The 22,958-nt window shown below is 64.9% G+C and carries 27 protein-coding genes; 11 read left to right on the top strand and 16 right to left on the bottom strand.

Features of this window, described 5'->3' with window-relative positions:
• Positions 1-15: 15 nt before the first annotated feature.
• Both ETR14_RS16520 and ETR14_RS16515 read left to right on the top strand, forming a co-directional pair.
• The gene (locus tag ETR14_RS16520; protein WP_129386344.1) at positions 16-927 is read left to right on the top strand and encodes a DUF4198 domain-containing protein; all 912 of its coding nucleotides are present in this window, start codon (positions 16-18) and stop codon (positions 925-927) included.
• A 113-nt stretch (positions 928-1,040) separates the two neighbouring features.
• A complete protein-coding gene (locus tag ETR14_RS16515; RefSeq protein WP_129386342.1) occupies positions 1,041-1,943 on the top strand; it encodes an FAD:protein FMN transferase in 903 nt (300 codons plus the stop codon).
• Between the two features lie 553 nt (positions 1,944-2,496).
• Here ETR14_RS16515 and ETR14_RS16510 read toward each other — a convergent pair.
• The 3 genes from ETR14_RS16510 to ETR14_RS16500 form a co-directional block, all read right to left on the bottom strand.
• On the bottom strand, positions 2,497-3,180 hold the full coding sequence (locus ETR14_RS16510; RefSeq protein WP_129386341.1) for a Fe2+-dependent dioxygenase: 684 nt from the start codon (positions 3,178-3,180) through the stop codon (positions 2,497-2,499).
• Between the two features lie 7 nt (positions 3,181-3,187).
• Positions 3,188-3,967, bottom strand: coding sequence for an energy transducer TonB (locus ETR14_RS28930; RefSeq protein ID WP_243455549.1), 780 nt, complete (start codon positions 3,965-3,967; stop codon positions 3,188-3,190).
• Positions 3,968-4,092: 125 nt separating this feature from the next.
• Positions 4,093-6,594, bottom strand: coding sequence for a TonB-dependent receptor (locus tag ETR14_RS16500; protein WP_371416681.1), 2,502 nt, complete (start codon positions 6,592-6,594; stop codon positions 4,093-4,095).
• Positions 6,595-7,169: 575 nt separating this feature from the next.
• Between ETR14_RS16500 and ETR14_RS29565 the strand changes: the two genes are divergently transcribed.
• The 6 genes from ETR14_RS29565 (at position 7,170) to ETR14_RS16475 (ending at position 10,049) form a co-directional block, all read left to right on the top strand.
• Positions 7,170-7,295 carry a hypothetical protein gene (locus tag ETR14_RS29565; protein WP_256370180.1) on the top strand — a complete coding sequence of 42 codons (126 nt, stop codon included), beginning with the start codon at positions 7,170-7,172 and terminating at the stop codon, positions 7,293-7,295.
• Positions 7,296-7,633: 338 nt separating this feature from the next.
• Complete coding sequence (locus ETR14_RS16495) at positions 7,634-8,482, top strand: DUF3800 domain-containing protein (protein ID WP_129386339.1); 849 nt, start codon at positions 7,634-7,636, stop codon at positions 8,480-8,482.
• 224 nt (positions 8,483-8,706) lie between these two features.
• Entirely contained in the window at positions 8,707-8,895 is a 189-nt protein-coding gene (locus ETR14_RS16490; protein WP_129386337.1) for a type II toxin-antitoxin system HicA family toxin, read from the top strand.
• Positions 8,896-9,004: 109 nt separating this feature from the next.
• A complete protein-coding gene (locus tag ETR14_RS16485; protein WP_129386336.1) occupies positions 9,005-9,406 on the top strand; it encodes a type II toxin-antitoxin system HicB family antitoxin in 402 nt (133 codons plus the stop codon).
• 120 nt (positions 9,407-9,526) lie between these two features.
• Entirely contained in the window at positions 9,527-9,709 is a 183-nt protein-coding gene (locus tag ETR14_RS16480; protein WP_129386334.1) for a hypothetical protein, read from the top strand.
• 94 nt (positions 9,710-9,803) lie between these two features.
• Positions 9,804-10,049, top strand: a complete 246-nt coding sequence (locus ETR14_RS16475) for a hypothetical protein (protein ID WP_129386332.1) — start codon at positions 9,804-9,806, stop codon at positions 10,047-10,049.
• A gap of 123 nt (positions 10,050-10,172) precedes the next feature.
• Here the strand turns inward: ETR14_RS16475 and ETR14_RS16470 are convergent, their stop codons facing one another.
• Positions 10,173-10,397 (bottom strand): hypothetical protein, encoded by a 225-nt coding sequence (locus ETR14_RS16470; RefSeq protein WP_129386330.1) that lies wholly within the window; start codon positions 10,395-10,397, stop codon positions 10,173-10,175.
• 12 nt (positions 10,398-10,409) lie between these two features.
• Positions 10,410-10,625, bottom strand: coding sequence for a hypothetical protein (locus ETR14_RS16465; protein WP_129386328.1), 216 nt, complete (start codon positions 10,623-10,625; stop codon positions 10,410-10,412).
• On the opposite strand from ETR14_RS16465, the gene ETR14_RS16460 reads away from it, so the two are divergent.
• Complete coding sequence (locus tag ETR14_RS16460; protein WP_129386326.1) at positions 10,624-10,998, top strand: hypothetical protein; 375 nt, start codon at positions 10,624-10,626, stop codon at positions 10,996-10,998. The genes ETR14_RS16465 and ETR14_RS16460 overlap by 2 nt on opposite strands.
• A gap of 370 nt (positions 10,999-11,368) precedes the next feature.
• Complete coding sequence (locus ETR14_RS29755; RefSeq protein ID WP_129386324.1) at positions 11,369-11,578, top strand: DUF1508 domain-containing protein; 210 nt, start codon at positions 11,369-11,371, stop codon at positions 11,576-11,578.
• 57 nt (positions 11,579-11,635) lie between these two features.
• Here ETR14_RS29755 and ETR14_RS16450 read toward each other — a convergent pair whose 3' ends face one another.
• From ETR14_RS16450 to ETR14_RS16440, 3 genes are read right to left on the bottom strand one after another with little or no spacing between them, the layout of a single operon-like run.
• Positions 11,636-11,902 carry a hypothetical protein gene (locus ETR14_RS16450; RefSeq protein WP_129386323.1) on the bottom strand — a complete coding sequence of 89 codons (267 nt, stop codon included), beginning with the start codon at positions 11,900-11,902 and terminating at the stop codon, positions 11,636-11,638.
• On the bottom strand, positions 11,899-12,375 hold the full coding sequence (locus tag ETR14_RS16445) for a M15 family metallopeptidase (protein ID WP_129386321.1): 477 nt from the start codon (positions 12,373-12,375) through the stop codon (positions 11,899-11,901). The genes ETR14_RS16450 and ETR14_RS16445 overlap by 4 nt, the downstream gene beginning before the upstream one ends.
• A gap of 42 nt (positions 12,376-12,417) precedes the next feature.
• Complete coding sequence (locus ETR14_RS16440) at positions 12,418-13,116, bottom strand: hypothetical protein (protein WP_129386319.1); 699 nt, start codon at positions 13,114-13,116, stop codon at positions 12,418-12,420.
• Between the two features lie 75 nt (positions 13,117-13,191).
• Here ETR14_RS16440 and ETR14_RS16435 point away from each other — a divergent pair, with 75 nt between their 5' ends.
• Complete coding sequence (locus tag ETR14_RS16435; protein ID WP_129386317.1) at positions 13,192-13,902, top strand: FkbM family methyltransferase; 711 nt, start codon at positions 13,192-13,194, stop codon at positions 13,900-13,902.
• On the opposite strand, the gene ETR14_RS16430 is transcribed toward ETR14_RS16435, so the two are convergent.
• From ETR14_RS16430 to ETR14_RS16395, 8 genes are read right to left on the bottom strand one after another with little or no spacing between them, the layout of a single operon-like run.
• Entirely contained in the window at positions 13,899-16,103 is a 2,205-nt protein-coding gene (locus ETR14_RS16430) for a hypothetical protein (RefSeq protein WP_129386315.1), read from the bottom strand. The two genes, ETR14_RS16435 and ETR14_RS16430, sit on opposite strands and share 4 nt — an antisense overlap.
• The gene (locus ETR14_RS16425) at positions 16,103-16,498 is read right to left on the bottom strand and encodes a hypothetical protein (RefSeq protein WP_129386313.1); all 396 of its coding nucleotides are present in this window, start codon (positions 16,496-16,498) and stop codon (positions 16,103-16,105) included. Before ETR14_RS16425 ends, ETR14_RS16430 begins: the two co-directional genes overlap by 1 nt.
• 17 nt (positions 16,499-16,515) lie before the next feature.
• Positions 16,516-18,567: a hypothetical protein gene (locus ETR14_RS16420; RefSeq protein WP_129386311.1), complete on the bottom strand. Its 2,052-nt coding sequence runs from the start codon at positions 18,565-18,567 to the stop codon at positions 16,516-16,518.
• Positions 18,568-18,978 carry a hypothetical protein gene (locus ETR14_RS16415; protein ID WP_129386309.1) on the bottom strand — a complete coding sequence of 137 codons (411 nt, stop codon included), beginning with the start codon at positions 18,976-18,978 and terminating at the stop codon, positions 18,568-18,570.
• Positions 18,975-19,616: a hypothetical protein gene (locus ETR14_RS16410; RefSeq protein ID WP_129386307.1), complete on the bottom strand. Its 642-nt coding sequence runs from the start codon at positions 19,614-19,616 to the stop codon at positions 18,975-18,977. Before ETR14_RS16410 ends, ETR14_RS16415 begins: the two co-directional genes overlap by 4 nt.
• Entirely contained in the window at positions 19,616-20,209 is a 594-nt protein-coding gene (locus ETR14_RS16405) for a hypothetical protein (RefSeq protein WP_129386305.1), read from the bottom strand. The genes ETR14_RS16410 and ETR14_RS16405 overlap by 1 nt, the downstream gene beginning before the upstream one ends.
• Positions 20,206-22,725 (bottom strand): phage tail tape measure protein, encoded by a 2,520-nt coding sequence (locus ETR14_RS16400; protein WP_129386303.1) that lies wholly within the window; start codon positions 22,723-22,725, stop codon positions 20,206-20,208. The genes ETR14_RS16405 and ETR14_RS16400 overlap by 4 nt, the downstream gene beginning before the upstream one ends.
• Positions 22,726-22,735: 10 nt before the next feature.
• Positions 22,736-22,957, bottom strand: a complete 222-nt coding sequence (locus ETR14_RS16395; protein WP_129386301.1) for a hypothetical protein — start codon at positions 22,955-22,957, stop codon at positions 22,736-22,738.
• Position 22,958: the final 1 nt, after the last annotated feature.

Raw genomic sequence — 22,958 nt, 5'->3', positions numbered from 1 at the left:
TAGAAAGGCACGTCCATGAGAAGACTGATCGTCGCGGCTCTGCTGCTCGGTGCCGCGCCCGCGGCCGCCCACAATATGTGGATCAAGCCCTCGGCCGCGACGGTGTCGGGCGAGGATGGCTGGGTTTCGTTCGATGCCGCCGCCTCTACCGACGTGTTCATCGCCGACCACCAGCCGCTCCGCATCGAGCAGGTCAAGGCGTTCGCGCCCGACGGAAGCGAGACCAGGATCGAGAATGGCATCACCGGCCGTTATCGCTCCACCTTCGACCTTCACCTGACCAGGCCGGGCACGTGGCGAGTCGCGATCGAGAATGCGGGCGTCCAGGGCAGCTACAAGCTTGGCGGCGAGGATTACCGTGTCGGCGGCCGCCCGCCGGGCGGGCCGGGCGGGATGCGTCCGCCGGGCGCCCCCGGCGCGGCCAGTGCCGGCGGCCCGGCAGCCAAGCCACCGGGCCAGAGTGGACGGCCGGGAGCGAACGCCAAGTTCGTGCCGGGTGGCCCGGATTTCGCACTTCCCGCAGGTGCGACCGACGTCAAGCTGACCCAGATTGCGAACCGCAACGAAGTCTTCGTCACCCTGGGCGAGCCGAGCGAGATCAAGCCGACCGGCAAGGGCCTGGAGATGGTGCCGCTCACCCACCCTGCCGATCTCGTCGCCGACGAACCCGGCCGCTTCCGCTTCCTGGTCGAAGGCAAGCCCGCCGCCAATCTCGAAGTGCGGCTGATCCCCGACGGGAAGCGCTACCGCAACGCGCAGGGCGAGATCGTGGCCAAGACGGATGCAGCCGGCGAAGTGTCGGTAACCTGGCCGGCGGCCGGACTGTACTGGATGAACGCCACCTTCCAGGACGGCACATCGACGGTTGCAAATGTCAGCGGTCGCCGATTCAACTATGTCACGACTCTCGAGGTTATGACGCCATAAGCGACCATTCCCCGGCGGCCGACGCGCCGCGCATCCTCGTCCCGCAGCGGGTCGATCTGCTCGCCCTCGTTCGCCGCCCCGGTGCCCGCATCCACACGCTGTCGGGCGAGACGATGGGCACGACCTGGTCGATCCAGTTCGTCGCCCAGGACGCGCCGGCGGGTCTCCAGGGGCGCGTCCAGGCGCTGCTGGACGTTTTCGTCGCCGAACTCAGCCACTGGCAGGATGGTTCGCTGCTCTCGCGCTTCAACCGTGCGCGGGAGGGCAGCTGGCACGACGTGCCAAGCCGCTTCTTCCATGTCGTTGCCGCCGGCCTCGAGCTGGCACGAGAGACAGGTGGGGCCTTCGATCCGACGATCGGAGCGCTGGTCGACCTCTGGGGCTTCGGCCCGCGCCCTGCGGCAGCGCTGCCGCCGCCCGAGACTGCGATCGATGCCGCTCGGCAAAACGGCGGCTGGCAGCGCCTCGAAGCGGATCCGCTTGCTGGGCGGCTGCGCCAGCCGGGCGGCCTGCAGCTCGATCTGTCGGGCATCGCCAAGGGCCTTGCAGTCGACGAAGTCGCCGCCCTGCTGGAAGGCTTCAGGCTGCGGTCCTTTCTCGTCGAGATCGGCGGCGAGTTGCTCGGCCGCGGCCTGCGCGCGGACGGGCTGCCCTGGTGGGTCGACATCGAGGCGCCGCCGGCGTCCGCGCTGCTGCCGACCCGGATCGCCCTGCACGGCCTCGCCGTCGCCACGTCGGGCGATTACCGGCGCTATTTCGAGCAGGGCGAGCAGCGCTTCGCCCACACGCTCGATCCGCGCACCGGGCGTCCCGTCGACAACAAGATCGTATCGGTGACGGTGCTCCACGAAAGCTGCATGATCGCGGACGCTCTGGCGACCGCGATCACCGTGCTCGGCCCCGAGGAGGGGCTCGCCCTGGCCGAACGCAAAGGCGTCGCCGCCCTCGTCACCGCCAAGGCCGGCCCGATCCATGTCGAGATGCTGAGCAAGGCTGCGGCGGCGATGGCGGAATAGGGAGGGAAGCGCTTCCTGAGCGGGGCTACTCGACGCGGTGGCTCCACAACACCGTTTCGCGCTGAGCTTGCCGAAGCCCCTCCTTGTCTTCTGGTGAAAGGCAAAAGAAGGGCTTCGACAGGCTCAGCCCGAACGGGTGTTTGTGCACGCGTGTTCGGAAAGAGCCCGCTGATGCGTCTGTAGGATTAGCGCGCTCACCCGCCTCAGGCGTCCGCCCAGCGACGCAGCAGCTTACGATCAGGCCGGTGTGGCGAACCACCTTATTTGGTCCGGACCGACGTCTCCCGCCAGGGCCGGACCGATCAACCTCGGGATGCCGAGCAAGGCTGCGGCGGCAATGGCGGAACAGGGTGGTGGCGCCGCCTGACACGGGGTGACTCGACACTATGGCCCCACCACACCGTTCGGGCTGAGCTTGTCGAAGCCCCTCCTTGTTCTTCTGGTGAAAGGCAGAAAAGAAGGGCTTCGACAGGCTCAGCCCGAACGGGTGTTGTGCACAGGTATTCGGGAAGGGCTCGCTAATGCGTCTGTAGGATTAGCGCGCTCACCCGCCTCAGGCGTCCGCCCAGCGGCGCAGCAGGTTGTGATAAAGGCCCGTGAGGCGAACCACCTCCTTGTGGTCCTGGCCGAGCTCTCCCGCCAGGGCCTGCACCGATGTGTCGAGATCGAACAGGGCGCGCCGCTGGCCCTCGTCGCGAACCATCGACTGGATCCAGAAGAAGGACGCGACGCGGGCACCGCGGGTGACCGGCGTGACGTGGTGCAGGCTGGAGGCGGGGTAGAGCACCATGTCGCCGGCCGGGAGCTTGACGCGGTGGGTGCCGAAATGGTCTTCGACGACGAGCTCGCCGCCGTCATAATCCTCAGGGTCGCTGAGGAAGAGGGTTGCCGACAGATCGCTGCGGAGTCGGAAATCGGTTCCGCGCTGATAGCGGATCGCATTGTCGACATGGGTGTCGAACCGTCCGCCCCCTTCGTAGCGGTTGAACAAGGGCGGAAAGACCTTGAGCGGCAGCGCCGCCGCGATGAACAGAGCGGAGCGGCCGAGGTTGTCGAGGATGGCCCCGCCGAGTTCGCGCGCGGCCGCCGACGTCTCCGCAAGCTGCTGATTGCGTTTGGCCAGCGCCGACTGGCTGCCCGAGGTCGCATTGCCGTCCTGCCACGAGGCCGCGGAGAGCGTTTCGCGGAAATGCGTCAGCTGGGCGGCATCGAGCACGCCCGGAATGGCGATCATCATCGCAAGCTCAGCCGCGCAGCTGGAACGGAATGGTGACGATGCCGCGGACCTGGACCGGCGCGCCGTTGCGGACCAAAGGCGCCCAGCGCCACTCCCGCACCGCCTTCAGCGCTGCCTTGTCGAGCCGATCGAAGCCGCTGCTCGACGACACCGAGAGCGTTTCCACGCGTCCGTCGGTGCCGAGCAGGACAGACAGCGCGACGATCCCCTGCTCGCGCTTGCGACGCGATTCGAGCGGATATTTGGGCGGCGGCGCCGAGAGCATGCGGGCGCCGAGGCCACCATCCTCCACCGGTTTGTGCGGCGCCGGCGCCGGTGCCGGAGTCGCAGGGGCCGGAGCCGGAGCAGGACCGGCCGGGACCGCCGACGCGACGATCGGCGAGGCGATTGGAAGCGGCGAGCTCGGCGCCACCAATGGGGGCGCGACCTGCGGCGCGGCTACCGCCTGCTCAGGCTGCGCCGCAACCGGCACATCAGGGGCCCGCCGGGGTTCCGGCACGCTGGGCGGCGGTGGCGACTCCAGCGAGAGGAGTTCGACCACGGTCGGACGAAGCTCGGGCTTCCGATCGGGCAGGGTGTTGAGGGTCAGAAAGGCGCCGAGAAAAAGGGATACGATTGTTGCGGAGGCGACCAGCGCCGGGAGGTTGACCCGCTGAGTCGCTCCGTAGGGCAACCCGCGCTCCCATCCCGCGACGGCGAGCGTGGGTCGCGGTGCCGCATAGGCCGATGCCGGAGGCTGGTCGGGAGCGTCCGGCTCGGCCATCAGGATTGCCGATTGTAGGTTCACCCCTTGCCCCGCCTCCAAATTGCGACACACCTGCATAATGCGACGCATTCTCAAAAAGAAGACACTTTCTGCAGCGATGTGGTCTCCCGACCCGCGGAGCGGTCCTTCCGCGGGCCGGCTCACCCTCAATATTTGAGGTTCAGCGTGAGGATCGCGGTCCGCCCCGCCGCCTGATTGGCATAGTGGGCGGTGTAGGCGCGGTCATAATAACGCTTGTTGGTGAGGTTCTGGACGTTGAGCTGCAGCTGGACGGCGTCGCTCAGGGCGTAGGACGCGCTGGCGTCGAAGCGGGTATAGCCGGGTACCTTGCGCGCGAGCTCCTTGGTGATCAATACGGCGCCGTTCTGAACGCTGCGCAGGTCAGAATAGCCGCCATAGACCTTGCTCATGTAGATTGCGCCGCCGCCGACGGTGAATTCGGGCGTGACCTTGTAATTGGTGAAGGCGGTCAGGCTGTGCTTGGGCGTATTGGGGAAGCGCTTGCCGGTGTTCACCGACGGCGCGAAATAGGCGACATTGTTCACCGTGGTTGTAGTGATGCCGCCGTCCCGGATCTCCGAGTCCATGTAGGTGTAGCCGCCGAAGACGTTCCATTCCGGCGTAATGTTGCCGTTGAAGCCGAACTCGATCCCGTCGATGCGGCGGTCGCCGATATAGGCGACAACGCCATTCTCGACGGTGGTGCGCGCATTCTTGGTGTCGGTGCGGAAGGCGGCGAGGGTCAGCGCCAGCGTATCGTCGAACAGGCTCCACTTGGTGCCGATCTCATAGGATTGAGTCTTTTCGACCTTCAGGGCATCGGTCAGCGCCTGCGCCGTGGTGTTGAGCGCATTGCCTTCGGTACCCTGGGCGAGGAACGATCCCGGCGGCGTCGAGGCGGTCGCGGTCGAGACGTAGAGGCTGCCATTTTCCGCAGGCTTGAAGACGATGCCGGCCTGGTAGGTCCAGAGGTCATCTTTGCGGGTGAAATAGGCGCGGTCTGCGGTCGAGGTCGCGGCAAGGCCCGGGCTCACCGTGGTTTCGAAGCGATCGTAGCGGCCGCCGAGGTTGATCAGCAGCGCATCGCTGATCGTGATCGTATCGAACAACGAGAGGCCGATCGTCGTCGCCTCGCTCCGAGTGCGGGTCCTGGGTGCACTCTTGACGATGTCGGCGAAGACGGTGGAGGTGTCGCTGGCATAGCTCACCCACGGATCGGACGGATCGGGGGCGTCGATGCTGGTACAATTGTAGCGGGCGATCGCCGCCGAGGTGCAGCGCGGGGTGATGGTCGAGCCGGTGGCGATGGCGGCCCCGGTGGCGGCATTGGAGACGTAGCTGCCGTTGGACGCCTTTTCCCAGCTATATTCGAGCGAGGCCGCGAAGTTGTGCCCGATCCCGCCGGTGTCGAATGTGCCGAACAGGTCGGTCTGATTGATCATGCCCTCGGCTTCGCCGTTGCGGGTGTTGATCCGCCGCCAGACCTGGCCGCCGGCGGTCGCGGCGCTTGCCGCATTGGTGCCGAAGACATTGCCCTGGGAATCGTCGGGCTGGGTCCAGATGTAGTTCTGCTCGCTGCGCCCCCAGCGCGAGGTGTTGCGAATGGTGATCCCGCCGGCGAATTCATGCTCGAAGCGGAGGGTGAAATTATCGACTTCGGTATCCCGGAAATCCCGTGCCTCGAGCCCGTAGAAGGCGCCGCGCGGCACCTTGACGGCACGGCCGCCGATGGTCGTGAAATCCTGCGCAGGCCCAGTCTCGGTCACGCCCGCCGGCGCGTTCGCGATCGTGTAGAGGTAGGGAATGCCCGAATCTGGCAGTTCGTCGGTCTCGAGATGGTAGAAACTGGCGGTGAGGCTGGTCGGCCCCTCGAGCCCGATCTTGAGCGAGGGCGCGATACCCCAGCGTTTCTGGTAGATGGCGTCGCGGCCGGCAACGTCCTGATCGTGCCACATGGCATTGAGGCGAACGCCGACATTCTCCCCGATCGGCTGGTTGATGTCGATCGTCGCGCGCTTGTAGTCGGCATTGCCGAGGCTGCCGCTCGCCGCAGCGAAGCGCTCGGCGGTCGGAGTCTTGCTGACGAGGTTGAGGCTGCCGCCGGCATTGCCGCGGCCGCCGAGCGCGCTGCTGGAGCCCTTGACCACCTCGATCTGTTCGATCGCGAAGATCTCGCGGCTCTGCGCGCCGATGTCGCGCACGCCGTCGAGATAGGTGCTGGCCTGGGCATCGAAGCCGCGAATGAAGGGGCGGTCGCCGAGCGGATTGCCGCCCTCGCCGGCGCCCAAGGTGATTCCGGGAACGGTCCGCAACGCCTCGGTCAGCGAGGCCGATGCGGTGTCGCGGATCACCTGGGCCGGAATCACCGTGACGCTGCGCGGCGTGTCGATCAGCGGCGCGGTGAATTTGGGCGAATCGGCGGTCTCCGCCTTGTAGCTGCCCTCGTCGATCGCCGTGTCGGTAACGGTGACGCCGCCGAGCTGGGGACCTTGATCGCCGCTTTGCGCGGAAGCGGACGCAGCCTGGTCAGGCGTGGGCTCGGAGGAAACCGGCTGCGCGGCCGCAGGCATGGCCGAGATCAGCATGCCCACGCACGAAAGGGCAAGGCTTGCCGGCACGGCGGCGCCGCGGTCGAATTTGCTGTTCACGTCTGTCTCCCACTTCAAGAAAGCGGGTCCCCCCGCTGCGTGCGGCGTTATTGATATTGATTATCATTAGTGTCAATTCGTTTGGGAGACGAAATTTTCCGACCCTAAACTGCGGTGCACCGGAGAGGCCGCAATGATCCTGCTGGGGGCGCGTGCCCGGCGTTACGAGCGCAGTGCACAAAAAAAGGCCGCCCCGGAGGACGGCCTGAAGTTTCTTAGGAGAGGATGCCTGAAAGGCAGGTCCCTTGTGCAGCGCAGCACGCTCGGTGGCAAGTACGTACTTACACGATTGTAGGTGAAAGATTCACCGGTCGGGAGAAGCGGCATCGCAGCGTGCACCGAGCTTTCATCCGCCGTACGCCGTTCCAAGGACGCGGCGCGTCGCCTCGGCAATGGCCATCGCCCAGTCGAGACCGTGCCGAGCCCCGATTCCTCCTGTCTCGCCAGCGTCGGGATGGCGAGTGTGCGCAGAGTTCCCCTACTGCCGCTCCGGGTCTTTCCACGCGGCCGACTACAGACAACACCCGATTGCCGACGCCGTCCGGTTGGTCTCCCCTCAGGGGCAGGAGAGATCGATGCCGTCGAAGCTCGCACGATTCGTGCTGCATGTTCTTGTCGGGCTGACCGCAGCATCGATCATGCTGGCGCCGGCGATCTGGCCTGATCCGTCTTCCACCACCGAAATCTTCTTCGATCCTTGACACGCCTGTGCCGGCCCGGAACGAGGAAGGTGATGCCGCGGTGCCGTTGATCCGCAAGCCGCGGGGGAAAAGATCCCGCTCACGAGGCTGGAACCGGCGAACGCGCCAAACCGAACTCAAGCGTTTCGATGTGGTGACCCCAACGGGACTCGAACCCGTGTTTTCGCCGTGAAGCGGAAAACGCCTTTGTTTTCAATGCGCCGTCCCCCATTCATGGGCTGATGCGGATCGTTCGATATCAATGAGTTACGGTGGTGGGGGGACGGCGGTATTGATAATCTCGGAGGTCGGAGGATAGACTCTCCTCAGGCGGAACCGTCGCCCGAGGAGTAGTAAGGGTGCGGATCCTTTATCTGGACGAGTCTGGTGTCGGCAGCCTCGAACACGATCCCGTCATCGTGGTTGCGGGAGTGTTGATACACGCCGACACTCAGTGGGTGGCGATTTCGAATCTCCTGCAAGATCTCCTTAGGGATGCGACGCCACCAGGCATGCCGGTGCCACCCGCCTTGCACGCGAAAGACATTTTCCATGGGTCCGGCCATTTTCCTCGCGAGCATTGGCCGCGCGCTACGCGCTTCCAACTTCTCGATAGACTAGCTGATATACCAGCGCGGTTTGACATTCCGGTTGTGTGGAGCTCCATGGACAGAAAGGCCTTTGCCCGTACATCTCCGGACCTATCACCCGCCGAACATCTGTGCACAAGCTACACCGTTTGTGCAGTTTCGTGCTTCATGCAGACAGAAAGGTATATGCGTTCTCTTGAGCAAAATACCGAAGTAGCTACCATTATAATGGAGCAGAATGCGGAGTTGCAAAAACGCATTCCGGACATGTTCGACTATCTTAAGCGCCCCCCGAAGGAGGATCATGCGGAGCTACATTCCGGATGGGAAGACTTCATGCCCTTGTCGAGATTGATTGACCGTCCAGCGTGCCAACCTAAGAGTGCGTCGAACATACTGCAACTAGCTGACTTCTGTGCGTTCGCTATAAAAAGAAAGCTGCAAGGCGCGAAGGACGCCACAAAGCTCACGCACGGCTTTGCTGGCAATCTTCTTCTTTACAAAGAATCCGCCCGTCGGGGTGAGCCGGCATTCTGGAACCCGCGGTACATGCCTGGGAAGCCAGGTAGACGAGTGACCTTCGAGGATGGGAAGTTTGCCATCTCAAAAGCTGACTAGTTCGAGGATGCTAATGCGGGACCGTAAGCTTCCCAAGCTCCCCCGATCCGCAGATTTCCGCCACTTCCTGCGTAAAACGTCGCCGAAACCGGCTGTTTGCTTTCAATAGCTTAGCGGCAGCGTGTAAAAGCCAACGCTGCGGTTAGTGTGTATCCGGTGTGTATTTTCTTGTTGACGAAGCCGACTGCCTGTGTGTATGAAATACACATAGGGAGACGGAAACAATGCGCAGCAGGGAAGTCATCAAGAAGATCGAAGCAGACGGATGGGCCGAGGTTCGCCAGTCCGGTAGCCACAAGCAGTTCCGCCACCCGACGAAACCCGGCACGGTGACGGTACCGCACCCGGAAAACGATCTTGCGATTGGCACGATCAAGAGCATCGAAAAGCAGAGCGGCATAACCCTTCGTTAGAGGGGTTACGCCTACTGCGTGTGTACCAATGCACATAAACCCTTGAGTTTATCGCCGCAGTGTGTATCTATGTGGATAGCTGGTTCGGATGAACCTGAGGAGAGGCCAAGTGGCAACCGTAGTTTATCCCGCGATTGTTGAGCGCAGCGCCAACGGCTATAGCGTTTTCTTTCCCGACCTTCCCGGTTGCACCTCAGCCGGCGCCAGCCTTGGCGAAGCGTTCGCCAATGCCGAGGAGGCCCTTACCGGGCATCTGCTGGTGGCGGCTCAGCACGGGGACGAGTTGGCTGATCCGAGCCGGCTCGAGGATATCGAGTACGATCCCGAGATCCAGGAAGCCGGGCGCTTCCTCGTCCGTGCCGAGAAGCCGGGCAAATCGGTACGCCTCAACATCACCCTCGACGAAGGACTGGTTGCCGCGATCGACCGGGTTGCGAAGAACCGCTCGGGCTTCCTCGCCGAAGCGGCTCGGGTCGCCCTCGCGGCCAAGCGCGAACTCGCCGACCCCTGAGGCGCTTTGCAATTGCGCTGAATAAGCGCATATTTACGCCGTTGAGTGCATGAATGGTGGGCCGAGGGAGCCATCCTTCGGCCCTTCTGCTTGTTACCGCACCGACTAGGAGCCGAGCGCGTGCAAATCGTGCGGATCCCGCCCAACAAGATCGAGACCGTTCAGTCGCGCGAATGCGAGGCATGGGTGGTCGAGAATTGCCCGCACAACGTGCAGGGGCATGTCGGGGAAGATGGCGGCTTCGCGCTCAGGTTCGACGAGAAGGCCGAAGCGGAAGCGTTCCGTCTGCGCTGGCTGCTCTGAGAGGCGCCTCGGCGGCACTGTTATGCAGCATGCAAACACGGTGAGCAAAACCCAGGCTAGAGCGTTAAGCCCTGCTACCCACTAAGGATAGCCGATGCTCTACTTCTTCAACGTCGCCGGGGCCGTCTACGACCCCGATCAAGAAGGCGTGGAGCTAGCTTCTATGGCCGAAGCCCGTGCTTTGGCTGCTCGCCATGCCGGTGAGCTGATCCGGGACAGGCCCGACTTAGCGTGGGTCGGAGAAGAGTTGCGGGTCGAGGTTACCGACAAAAACCAGATGGTGCTGTTCACGGTGATCGTGGTTGGGATAGACTCACCCGCCGGTAAAGGCAGGGAGTAGCTATTCTGGCTCGCCCGGGAACTTCCTGTCCCCACCTTCAGCAGCCCTTCCTCCCATCTGACGGCACAGCGAAATCGTGGTGGCAGTGTAGATAACGCCCTCCCGGGCTCCGCTCTTGCGCGCTCAGCGTATCGGCATCGGGATCGGTATCAGACGCGCGCGCTTCTCGCCGCAGGCTGTACAGCGGAGACGACGCTCCGCTTCCTTGATCGTCACCGGGATCGGAAACACGTCCGAGAAGGCGCAAGGTGCAACGATGATCTCATGGCCGCAGGCCTGACAAAGCACCCGGCAATTCGCCTTGTGCCGGCTGAAGCTGAAGGTCGTTTCGAAACGTGCATTCGCCATCGGCGCCGACCGTCAGCGATTCTTCATGTCGCCGAAGTCCATTCGGCGCGGATCCGACTCTTGCACCTCGCAGCCCGCGAAGCGCTCCGCCACCGCCTCGGTAGCGACGTCCAGCGCCTGCTCGCGCTTGTCCGGTTTGCCGACCAGGTCACGGATCGTTGACCTCGACAGCTCTTGCAGGGCACGCTTGATTCGAAAGCGAAAGTCGGACGGGGAGATTCGGCGCATGAGAACAGACGTGGAACATCGCGCCACCAATGACAATGCTCTTCCGTGGTCGCTGAACGGTCCCGACGCCGATGGCGCCGTCTGGATCCACGTTGACGAAGAGGAGTGCCGGCGAGCGTTCAACCTCGGTTCGCTGCGACCGGTGCACGAGGCTATCGCCGATGCGCTCTGCAAGGACGATTGGCGGATCTGCCCTGACGGCGCACGATGGCGCACGCTCCCTTGGACGATCGAGCCGCCGGAGACGGATTCCAGATCGTGGCGTTTCGAGTGGCGCGGCGAAGGTCCGGATGAAGACTTCGATCTCGGCGGCAAGGACCAGGTCGCCGAGATCCTGCTGGCCTTCGTGGTCGAGCATGACGACGAGCGTTGATCGAGCCTCGCGTAAGGCGAAAGCGGATCGGCTTCTCCCCCGATTCGCGCTCGTCATGAGCCCCGCGCCCGAGCAAGCCAACATTTCGATATGGGAAAGCGCCCGATTATACCGGAAAAACCCGGTTTCTCGATGATTTCCTGTGGAAAAACCCCCGTCCGACTCGACAGAACATTCCGGGCACACGATAAACCGTGCCCGATAGCCCCAACGGAAAGAGGCTCAGCGGTTGCAACGCTGAGCCTCGACCGGGGCAAGCTTCACGTGGTTCCAAGGCCAGTGCGTGGAGCCGAGCGCCCGTGTACGTGCGACCTGTCACACGTACACGGGCGCCTCGTCAACCCTGGTCAAATACCAGAGGTGATAGAAAATGTACTTTCAAATATACCAAGACGGTGTCGGACGTGGCCTGTTTGGCGCTGCAAACGCGCTTGCTCCGCGCGAGTGGCGCTGGCGTCTCCGGGGCCGCAATCACGAGGTGGTCGCGTCAGGCGAAGGCTACAAGAACAAGCGTGATTGCGAGCACGCTGTGAACTTGCTGAAGGGTACCGGCCTGCTCACGCCCGTACATTACGTCTAACGTACTCGGCGCGGTCGCTTAGCGGCCGCGCCGTTTTCGTACTCCAGTGTTGTGTGATCAAACCCCTTCCTTCCGCAGCCCCGCTTCGGCCGCCTTCCTTCCCGCCGGCGACGAGCCGAATTCATAGCTGATCACCGTCGATCCCCAGCCCAGCACCAGGCCGAGCGCGAGCAGTAGAGGCTCGCGATTGCCCTCGGGGATCGGGATTACGTAGAGGCCGCCGAAGCCGAGCAGGCCACCGACCAACGCGATCGCGCCGATGATGGCGCGGAAGCGGGAGCCTTCGACCGGCGGCGCGGCCGCAAGCTTCTCCTCGCCGCTCACCGCGCCAGCTCGAAGTGCGGGCCATCGATGAACGCCGTCTTGCCGATGCCGCGGCGACGGGTGACGTAGGCGTTCACCGCCTGCTCCATGTAATCCGGCGCCGGATGCAGCGCCTCGAGCGGGCGGTCCCATACGCCGCCCCAGATCAGCTTCACGCCCAGCTCGCCGGCGGCCTGGCGAACCGCGGCGGCGATCGCGAAGATCGGTTTCCATTCCCAGCGAAGCTGCCCGTTGATGAACGGCACCAGGTCGACGGCATGGCCGAAGCCGTCGGCCTGCCTCCGGTGCATGCTGTTCATCGTCTTGGAGGCACCGCGGCGGACGAGCTCGCGCTGCTCGGCTTCGGTGCGCAGGCCGTCATGCACGCTGAAATCCTGCTGCGTGATCGCGATCGCGCGCTCGACCACCTGCACCAGCTTCGGATGCACGCCGGCGAGCTCGGCGCGAGATCTCGCGCCCAGGGTATAGGCCATCTTATTCTCCATGGTTGCCGCTGACCCGAACGGGTCAGCCGTTCAGATTACAGGCCCACCGGCGCCGCCCACGTCCGGCCCGGCCAGGAACAGCTTGGACGCGCCATATTGCTCCTGCCGGCGCTGCTCGCCGCGGGCCTCGATCTCGGCGGGATCGTTCGGGTTGTAGGCATAGCCTTCGTAGATCAGCTCGCTGTCGCGGCCGATGCCGGCAACCTTGACGACGATCATCTTGGGCAGGGTGTGATGGACCTGCATCAGCGTGCTCGCCGCCCGTCCGGGCTGGGCGAGGGCGGCGCGATCGAGCCGCTCGATCTCGGCCGCGGCATCGGCCTCGAGCAGATCGACGAAGCGGCGGCCGACGACGTCGACACGCGAATAGCCGAGCGGGGCGAAGATCATGATCAGCGCCTGATTGTTCAACCATACGATCCGGCGCGAGCTGTCTTGGACGATCCACCGGGCCAGGTAGGAGCTGTGGTGATGCTCGACCACCTCGACCCTCCGCTCCAGCTCGTCGAGCCGATCGAGGCAGCCGCGATGGCTCGCCTTCTCCTCGGCGAGCTCGCGGCGCAGGCGATCGCTATCCTTCTCCTCCCTTGCCGCGCCGAGGTTCAGCCGGGCGATCAGGAAGTTCCACAAAGGCCCGCCAACCAGCGCCCCACCCAGACCCGCCAAGGCCGTCACCACGTCTCCGCTCATTTCGGCCCTCACCCACTGATAATCGTTTGAAACAGGCACGTCCTATGCGAGAGCAATCGGAGACGTGACGAAGCGAACCGCCTCCGCAGCGGTTCGAATTGGAGCCAAGGATCGATGACGTACGCGCGATCACTCGCCCGCAAGACACTGCGCGCGGTAGGTGTCGAGAAGATCAAACACCCGTGCTTCGCTGATTTCATGCAGCATGAAGGTATCGACACACTGTTGGACGTCGGCGGCAACGAAGGTCATTTCGCACTTGAGATGCGCGAACGTGGCTTCCGCGGCAGGATCATCTCCTTCGAGCCGATCGCCGAGGTCTACGGCACTCTTGCGACCCGCGCCGCGAACGATCCGCATTGGAACACACATCGCCTGGCGCTCGGCGACGAAGCTTCGGAGGCCGAGATCTCCATCGCCACCGCACACGTCTTCAGTTCGTTCAAGCGCCCTAGCGCCTATACGAGCGCCAAGTTCGTCGGCGCGCAAGAGCAAGCGCGCGAGATCGTGCCGATCGTCCGCCTCGACCAGTTCCTCGACGCCCACCCCGATGCGATCACCAGCGCAACCTACCTCAAGATCGACACCCAAGGTTTCGAGCGGGAGGTACTGGCCGGCGCAGGAACGTACATCTCGCGGTTTCGGTCGGTTCAGCTCGAACTACCTTTGCGCGAGCTTTACGAAGGTCAGCCCACCCTCTGCGAGATGGTGCAATGGATGGAGCGGCGTGGGTTCGAGATCGCGATGGCGAAGGAAAACGGCTTCGACTGGCAGGCCTGCAGGCTGCTTGAGATGGACGTCGTGTTCACCCGGAAGGCGCCTTAGGGATCGATCGATCCGAACGCTTTGATGACGGCCGTCGAACCGACGATTCCTGCGGTAGTGCAGACCCAGCCCACCTTCCCGCCCGGTGTCGGGTTCGTGTTGAAGCGGATCTCCCCTTTGGCAACCTGCGCCCCATTGGTGAAGGCGCTAGCATAGCCGATGATCTTGGGACTGGTATCGCTCGGGTTGTCCGGGTTCAGCATGGCGAACTTGCCGAAGAAGTTCACCCACGGCTGCGGCGATGCGCGGCCGAAATTGACGGCCGTGTTCTTGCCGGTGGTGTAGCGGATCAGGTTGCCGGAGCTGCCATATTCGGCATCCTGGTAAACGTAGTCACCCTGCGGATTGCGGAAATAGCAGAGCCGCTTGCCGTCGACGTCGTCATAGTGGGTGAAGATATTCGGGTGGCCGCCGCCGAAGATCATGCCCAAGCCGGCATAGCTGTAGGCCCCAAATGGCGACCCTGATGGCCAATTGCGAAGCACGCCGAGCGCGTTGGTGTTGAACACGCCCTTTCCCATCTCGCTGTTGCCGTGGAAGAAATGGTTGTTCTGATGGTTGTAGGGCGTGAACGTTCCGCCGAACATGATCGCGCCGGAGAAGACGGTGTTGACCAGTAGATTCTCAGAATAGCCGCCGAAGACCGCCGAGGTGTTGAGGGATCCCTCTATCAGCATGCCTGCGCCCGAGGTGTAATCCGTGGCGGCGCTCCACGCCGGCCAGTACGGATCCGACGCGCTGACCGGCCCATAATCGACCCAGACGTTGGGATCGCTTGACGGGATCGTTCCCTTGTCCCGTGACTTGACCAGCTTGTAGGCGCGGCCGCCATATTGCACGCGGCCCCGACCCTCGGCAGCGCTTCGGACGTCCCCCGAGCCATCGAGCTGCGGATTGATCCAGACATTGCCGAATTTGCTCTCTTCCAGAATGCCGATACCCCAGGCATCCTTGATGCGAATGCTATCGAAAGTGCACGCGTTGGCGTCGGCTTCACGCACCCAGCACGACGCCAGGCCCTTATTGTTCCTGAAGGTACAGCGCACGAAATAGCTCTGGTTTGGTCCGCCGTACTCGGCGCCACTTCCGCCATAGGTGCCGTTCACTTTGAGCCCAGCGCCTTCGAAGCTGTCGAAAACACAATCGATCACGCGGCACGTGGCTCGTGCCCAGATACCATGGGACACGTCGTCACGCGCCCCGCCACCGCCGACAAAATAGATGTCACGAATGATGCTTCCGACAGCGCCGCCGCCGGGACTTCCGCCCTCAGCTGAGCCACCACGACTGCCCCAAACGATTTTGCCACCGTCTCCGGAATCATGAAGATTGATGACGATGCCACCGCCGCTGTTCGCAGGCCACCGAAACAGCGTGCCTGCAGCTGCGGAACCGTCGGCGCCGGAACCCTGCAGATTGATCATCGTGTACGGCTCCAGCTTCGCCGAAAAATAATAGCCAGCCATGCCAAAATGCAGCACGGGAGCCGCATTTCGATAAGCGCTCTCCATGTGGAACTGGTAGTAGCGCCAATATGCGTCGAACGCCGGCTTGTTGTCCGTTTTTGTAGGCGGCAGATCGCCCGGGAAGTTACCGTCAGAGTTGAGGAGCACAAGGTCTCCTCGCCCACCAAACATCTCGATCGTCCAGCGCTGCTCAATCGCCAGCCTGAACCCCCGCCCATTCACCGTCCGGAACGCCACCCGCGGGTTCGCGGTCACGTAAGCCGCCGTCACTGCGGGATCGTAGATATAGTGGGCGGCGCCGATGCCTTCGGCCGAATAGCCCGTGGTGCGTACGGTGGTGACGCTCGCCGGCAGCGCCTTGGTCCATGCCTGGGTGAACAGGCCGATCGAGTAGATGGCGGAGGCCGCCGCCGGATAATCGGCGACGATCGTCGCGGCACCGGCATCGTTGCGATAGAGCGTCGCATAGACCGACCCGGCGCCCGGCACGGTGAAATACTGGCCGTTGGTGGTGGCCGCCAGGCCGGCTGCCGTTGTCGGATACATGTCGGCGTTGAGCGCCGCGGCATCGGCGGCGATCTCCGCGCGATCAGCGTCCAGCTCCGCCTCGGCAGCCGATGCGGCAGCAGCGATCGCCGAGGCGCTGGCGGAGGCGGTGTAGGGCGCCAGCAGCGACGCACCGCCGACGATCACCTTGGTTTCGTTCTCGACGATCCTGACGATGGTGTCGGCCATTATTGGGTCACTCCTGCGTGGACGGTGAATTTCCCCTCGATCACCCGAAACTTGTCGCTGCCGACCGGGGTGATCTGAAGGTCGTAGTAGAGATCGGTATCGCGCCCGATCTCCGCAGGGCTGGGCAGGCCCTCCACCACGGGCTCGTTGATGCGGATGCTGACGTGGCTGATCGGCAGGCCCGCCCCCGTCTCAACGCCGAGCAGCCGAACGCCCTGCGTTCCCGCGGATCCGACGGTGGCGAGATCGACCAGGGGCGCGCCCGGCGCATCCGGGTAGAGGCGAACCTGCAGCTTGAAGGCGGCGCCGGTGAGATCGAGCCCTTCGAAGTCGATCGTGTGGACGAACGGCTCCCACCGGTTCGCGACCAGGTCGCGCCGTCCCGTGCTTGGCATGTGAATGGTCTCCGTGGTTACGGGTAGAAGAGGATGGAGCTGAGGCTCACCGACGTCGTCGTGTCGGTGCCGGTGCCGCCGACGTAGATCTCGCCGTTGGCGCGAACCTCCAGGGTGCGGATGACGCTGCCGTTCTGGCCGGCGAAGAAGCGGGTCTGCCCGGGGCGATATCCGGCGGGGAGAGTGCCGATCAGCGTCGTTGCCGTGCCGCTGCCGATAACCGTCCCCTGCACCGCGATCAGGCCGTCCTCGGCGCGGCGGACGAGCGCCCCACCATAAGGGCTGCCGAGGTTCGACCATCCGGTGGCGAGCGTCACCGCCGTCGTCGCCGGCACCGCCGCCAGCTCGGCGATCGCATCCTGCACGTTCGTGCCGACGATCGTGCCCACCGGCGTGAAGGCGGTGGTGGCCGCGGTTGCGGCCGCCGTGTTGCCGATCAGGGTCCACCCGGCCACGCTGCCGCCGGCGGCGTCGTTGCGCTGCCACGTCTGGCCGGTGGCGGTGACCTTCACCGTGGTGCCGGCGACGACGTCCAGCGCCACCATCGCCGCGTCATCCGCGACGACGATCGGCGCGCTGCTGTTGGCGTCCGAGACGGCGGTGTCGAGATCCTCGCCCCCGGTGATCGTCGGCGTCGCCGGCGCCGTGCCGCTCTGGCCGAGCGCGTAGGCATGTTTGACGGTGCTCTCGCTCATCAGCGACAGGGTGACGACGGCCCGCGCCACGTCGACCTGGCGCTGGCGGATCTCGCACAGCTGATTGACGAGGCCGAGCTCGGGGATGTTCACCGTGCCGACCTCGCCCGGGCGGTAGGCGGCCAGCCAGGGCTTGCACGGCAGCACGATCGGGCCGAATTCGCGGCTGTTGACGACGCGGTAGGCGGCGAGCTCGGCCGCCTGGTCCTTCTCCTGAACGAGGCTGAACGGCACCTCCTCCTGCTTCTCCTCACCATCCTCCGCCACAAGGCTGGCGACGGTGACGGCATCGAGCTGAACATATTCCCATTTGTGGGTTTCGAGCCGGATCTTCGGCACCACGCTGTTCTTGCGATCGCGCCAGCTCGTCATCGCCGGCACCGAATAGTCGCCGTCAGCGAGATCGTCGCCGGTGATCGTGAACAGAGAGACCTTGGGCGCGCTGTAGCGGACGCTGAGCTTGCCGCCGGCGAAGAAGGGCTCGCCGCCCCCGGCCTCGCAGATCGCCTTCAGATTGTCCCAGCGGCTGCCCGGCTCGTACACCGCGCCGCCGATCTTCCAGCCATTGGCGTCGCAGACGTTCGCGAAGCCGACCCAGGCCGGCCAATCGATCGCGTCGACGGCGAAGCCGCAGCCCATCACCTTCTTGCCGTTCTGGTACCGGCCCAGGGCATAGGTGACGCCGTGACACCCCGGGTTTTCGGCCGCCGTGCCGCCGACATAGGTCGTTTCCTGCAGGGGCCGGGCAGACCCGGACCCGCCGGGATAGGTGCTGTCCTGCCGCGGATCGTAAACCTTCACCCCGCGGGCCACGATCCCGAACTGCGGCACGCCGGAGGCGAAGCGCTTGCCGTCCTTGTCGAACTTGAGCGTAACGAGGCTCGCGGCGTAGCCCGAGAGCTTGTAGGCGGCGCCCCAGCGCGGGATCGCGCCCTGCGGGCCCGAAAGGGCCGAGGGCTCCGGACAAGCCCCCAGCTGGGTGGATCGCCACAGGAAGCCGGCATAATAGCCGGTGGCGGCCGCACCGGAGAAGTTGATGGTGGTGTAATCGGCCTGGAAGGCCTCGATCGATTGGATCGGCCCGGCACCGCTGTAGACGAACACCATCGAGCGATACGGGTTCTTGCTGCCGCCATAGCCGACATCATGTTCCTGGTTGCCGCCGATATAGGTGCGGCCCATCAGGTAGGGCGTGGGCAGATTGGCGCCGATCTGGATCTGGCTGATCGATCCGCGCGCCGCCGGCGGCTTGGCCGTCAGCGCCGCGCCGACGGAGGCGACCACCGCAACGGCTTGGGCGATCGGCTGCCAAGGGCCGGGCACCAGCGCGACGACGCTGGCGATCGAGCCCACCGCCTTGAACACACCCGACATCTAGATCGCTCTCCACGCGCCGATCGTCTCGATCGGCATGATGTTGGACAGGCGGCTCATGTCTTCCTGGTGCCACCCGATTACCTTCTCGCCGACGCTGATCGTGATCGCGTCGAACAACGCGTCGCCCTGCATCAGAACGATGTCGCCGAGCAGCGCCTCAGCCGGCGCGATGCGGAGCAGAAAGGAATCGAGCAGGCCTTCCAGGGTGTCGAAGCCCATCTCGCGCAGCGCCCTTTTTGCGCCGATCGCCGATTTGTAGGCGCGGCAGCGCGGCAGCTTCACCTTCATGCCCCGCAGGTGGAAGCGGGCCATCTGCCAGCAATCGGCCGTGCCCCAGGCGTGCGGCGCCTGGCGGAAACGGTCGATCGTTCGGGCCGTCGCGACCTGGCGCACCAGCAGAGGGTTCATTGCGCGTCCGCCAGCTCGAGCGCCCGGAGCAGGCTGGCGCCGAAGCCGCTGCCGCCGCCACCGCCGGCGGCGCTGGTGATGCTGCCGCGCGGCGGCCCGGCCACGCCCCAGGCTACGGACACCTGCAGGCCGGTGGCATTGTCCAGCCCAAGCTCGCCCGGCCACACGCTCTTGTGGAAGCGAGAGGAGAGGACGTTGCCTTCGTTGATGAGGAACAGCCGCTCGGCCGTGGAGATGAAATCCACCTCCAGGCGCCGCGTGCCCCTGCTGAGCTTCAGGTCCGTCTTGTCGAGCAGCCCGTCGAACAGCAATTCGGGCGTGCCGATCACCGCTCCGGTCGCCTCGTTGACCTCCGCCAGGTAGAAGCGGACGCGGGAATTCTGGAAATCGGGGCGGGAAAGCGTGGCGGCCGCCGCCGTGCTGGACGGCAGGAACACCAGCTTGCCGCCGGGCGCTTCGTCGCCGGCGCCTTCCAGCACCGGCTCCAGTCCCTCGATCGCGCCGAAATCGGCATCGACGCTCTCGAACTTGGCGCCGCCCCAATAGAGGAAGCCGCCGTCGCACAGCCGCACTGTCTTGGTCGGCAGCTCCATGACGAGCAGCCCGGCGAGCATGATCTTCTGACCGGCGAACGGCATCAGACATACTCCTCCACCTCGAAGGCGATGCCGAGGTGGTGGGCGAGGCTCATCTGCCACTGCCAATCTTCGCCATGAACATAGCCCTGGATCACCGGGCGGGCGAAGTTGATCACATCGTTGTCGAGCGGCTCGACCCGCAGCATCGGGCTGATCGCGAGCGTGGCCTGGCCGGAAGCGTCAGCGGCGACGCCGGCGGTGACGTTGTAGAGCATCACGTCGGCGCCGCGGACGTGATTGAACCACTGGCCCTCGCGCACGGGATAGCGGGGAGTCAGCCCGTCGACGACGAGCGTCTTGCCGGCCTGGCCGCCGCCGTTCACCCGCGGTGCGCCGGGTGCGCCCAGCTTGAAGCCCAGTTGGGGGAGCTCGATCCGGATCCCCTCCGTCTTCGCCCGGATCAGCCGAGACACAACGATGCGGCCGAGGCCATCCGCCTCCATGGGCGGAAAGGTGAAGGCGACGCGGAAGCGATTGCCCATGCGATCGATGCGCTGCACGCGGCCGCCAAGCCCCGGCGTCAGGAAGCCGCCGAAATCGAGATAGGCGGGCGTGGCGCCGTTCGGCACCGCTTCATAGGGCAGCTCGATCATGGCAACCGCCGCCGCTGCTGCTGCAGACTGGAGACGCGGGCCCGGGCCGCGCCGCCCATCTCGGCACGCGCGGCCAGCGGCGCGGCGACACTCTCGGCGCGGCCGTCGACCACGGCTGTGAAATAGGGCGAGGGGACGATTTCGACGCGGGAGCGACGGCCATTGTCGTTGTTCGGCGTGACGAAGCCGCGAGCGCCGGGCGTGAACCACTCCGGCCCGTTCTCGCCCACGACGTAGCTCTTGCCGGGCACGGTCGGCCCGCCAGCGGCGCGAAAGCCCCCGAAGCTGGTCTGCGGGCCGCCGAAGCCGCCAAAGCCCTGCACCCCCTTGATGACGGTGCCGATCATATCAGCGACGCCGGCGATCTTGTCCCAAATGTTCCCGGCTTTGAAAGCGGAGACCATGTCGCTGATCGATCCAGCGACCGACTCCGCCATGTGCGCGAAGCCGAGTGCGACTTCGCCGGTATGCTCGAGCGCCGACTTGGAGAAATCCGGCAGAGACTTGTTTGCGACCTGATCCAGAATGCGATCGAGATCCCCGCCCACGGCAATGGTTCCGAGCCTGTCCGGATCGATCAGGCCTTCGAGCTGCGGCAGCTCCGGCTGATCGTTCGGCGCCAGGCCGACATATTCCTTGTGCAGCCGGCGCATCGCCTCGGCGAGCTGATCCACGGGCATCTTCGCCGCGTTGGCGTAAGCCTCCAGCGCCTTCATGTCAGTGAGATACTGGTTGTAGCGCGCCTGCTCGGGGAAAAGCCGCTCGAAGATCCCGCCGGCGGTTGCCTGCAGCTCGCGGAAGGCCGCGCCCGCTGCGCCGGTGGCCTTGGTCACCGGCTGCACCATCAGGCCGTCCAGGCGCGCCATATGCACGCCGATCGCGTCGACCATGTCCGGGATGTATGAGTGGCCGACGACGACGTCCCAGAGCCACTTGAACTTGTCGCCCACGCTCTGGATCTTCGCCTTGGCACTTTCGAAGATCGCGTTCAGCTTGTCGCTGATCCACGTCTTCACGCCATTGTAGAGCGCGGTCACCGCCGCGATCGCGCCGGGCACCATGGATTCGATGACGCGGCCGATGCCGGTCACGACGTTGGTCACGACGGCCTTCGCGCCTTCCCAGGCTCCGGAGAAATCGCCTTTGAGCAGCGCGGCCGCGACGTTGAGGATGCGGCCGACCTGGGCGAACACCTCGCCGATCGTGGTGATGAAGCCGCGGAGCAGAGCGAGCGCTACCGGGCCGACGGCCTTCACCGTCGCAACCTCGAACTGCAGCCAAAGCTTGGCCGCCTGCCGCACGCCTTCGCCGAACGGCCCGTTCCAGAGCTCGCTCAGCGTCTGCTTGACCGTGTCGAACAGATGGATGAGCGGCGGGCCCAAGGCAGCGGAGATCGTCGACCACAGCTCCGACAGCATCGGGCCGATCGTGTCCCAGTTCTTCCAAGCCAGGTAGGCGGCGGCCGCGGCGGCGGCCATGGCAGCGACGATCGGCAGCAACGGCACCAGCACGGCGCCGACACCTCCGGCGGCCGTCGCCGCAGCCCCGAAGCTCGTCGCCCATCCTCCAACCATCGGCAGCAGGGTTGCGCCGACATTGATCAGCCCGCCGACGCCAACGAGGATCGGGCCCAGCGCGGCAGCAACGGCAGCAGCACCGACGGCGAAGCTCTGCACCTGCGGCGACAGGCCTGAGAAGGCGTTGAGCAGATCCGCGGCGATGCCGACCAGCGGCGTGATTACCGGCAGCAGCTTGGTGCCGAAGGTGATCGAAAGCTCTTCCCAGGCCGCCTGGGCGGCGCGGATCTGGTTGGCCGTGCCGGAGCTCGTGCGCGCAACGTCGCCCTGGGCAGTCTTGGTCTGCTCCATGATGACGTTGGCGCGGGCGAGGATCTTCTCCTGCTCGGTAAGCGGGTTGTTGACCCCCTTCAGGCCCATCTCCAGCGCCTTGGCCTGCACCGCCGCGTCGGAGAGGAACACGCCAAAGTCGCGCAGCGGCTCGCTCTCGCCCGAGAGGCCGGAGCGAAGCTTGTTCATCGCCTCGTCGGGACTGGTGTTGAAGAAGCTGGAGAGATCCTGCGCCAGCACGGCGAATTGCTGGGACAGCTCGGCTGCGGCCTTCTTCGTCGGCGCCGCCTGGTTGAAGAACATGCCGAAGGTGTTGGCGGCGCCCTGGATCTCCTGCGTCGACCGCCCCATCGCGTCGCCGGTGACCCGTGCCCATTCGGTCATCTGCGCCGACATCGCACCGAACGTCTGGTCGAACGCGCTCTGCAGCTCGGCCGCGTCGGAGGCGGCGTTGACGCTCTTCACCCCGAACAGGGTCAGCGGCGCGGTGATGCCGATCGACATGGTGGCGCCGATGTTGGTGAACTTCTCGGCCGTCTGCTGCAGATTGCGCTGCACCTTGTTCAGCCGCTTCTGCGCCTGATCCGCACCTTCCTCGAACGCCAGGCTGTCGAAGCCGAGCACATATTTCAGGAAGCCGAGCACGACTCCGTTGCCTTCGCCCGCCACACTCGCCTCCCTATGTGCTTGCCGGCTTCAGCCGGGTGATCTTCACGTGCATGCCCTTGGCCCTCAGGTCCTCGAGCATCCCGACGACGGCGGCATCGCCGCCGCCGTGCGCGCGCTTCTTGTGCTGAAGGTATTTCGCCAGCGGGTTGAGCTTCTTCTGGCGAGCCATCGCCTCGATCTGGTGGGCCAGCGTGATGATGCGCTCGCGCTGCCCCTTGATCCGCGCACCCATG

The organism is Sphingosinicella sp. BN140058, from assembly GCF_004135585.1.
Classification (GTDB): Bacteria; Pseudomonadota; Alphaproteobacteria; order Sphingomonadales; family Sphingomonadaceae; genus Allosphingosinicella.
This window is presented reverse-complemented; position numbering and strand designations above follow the sequence as displayed.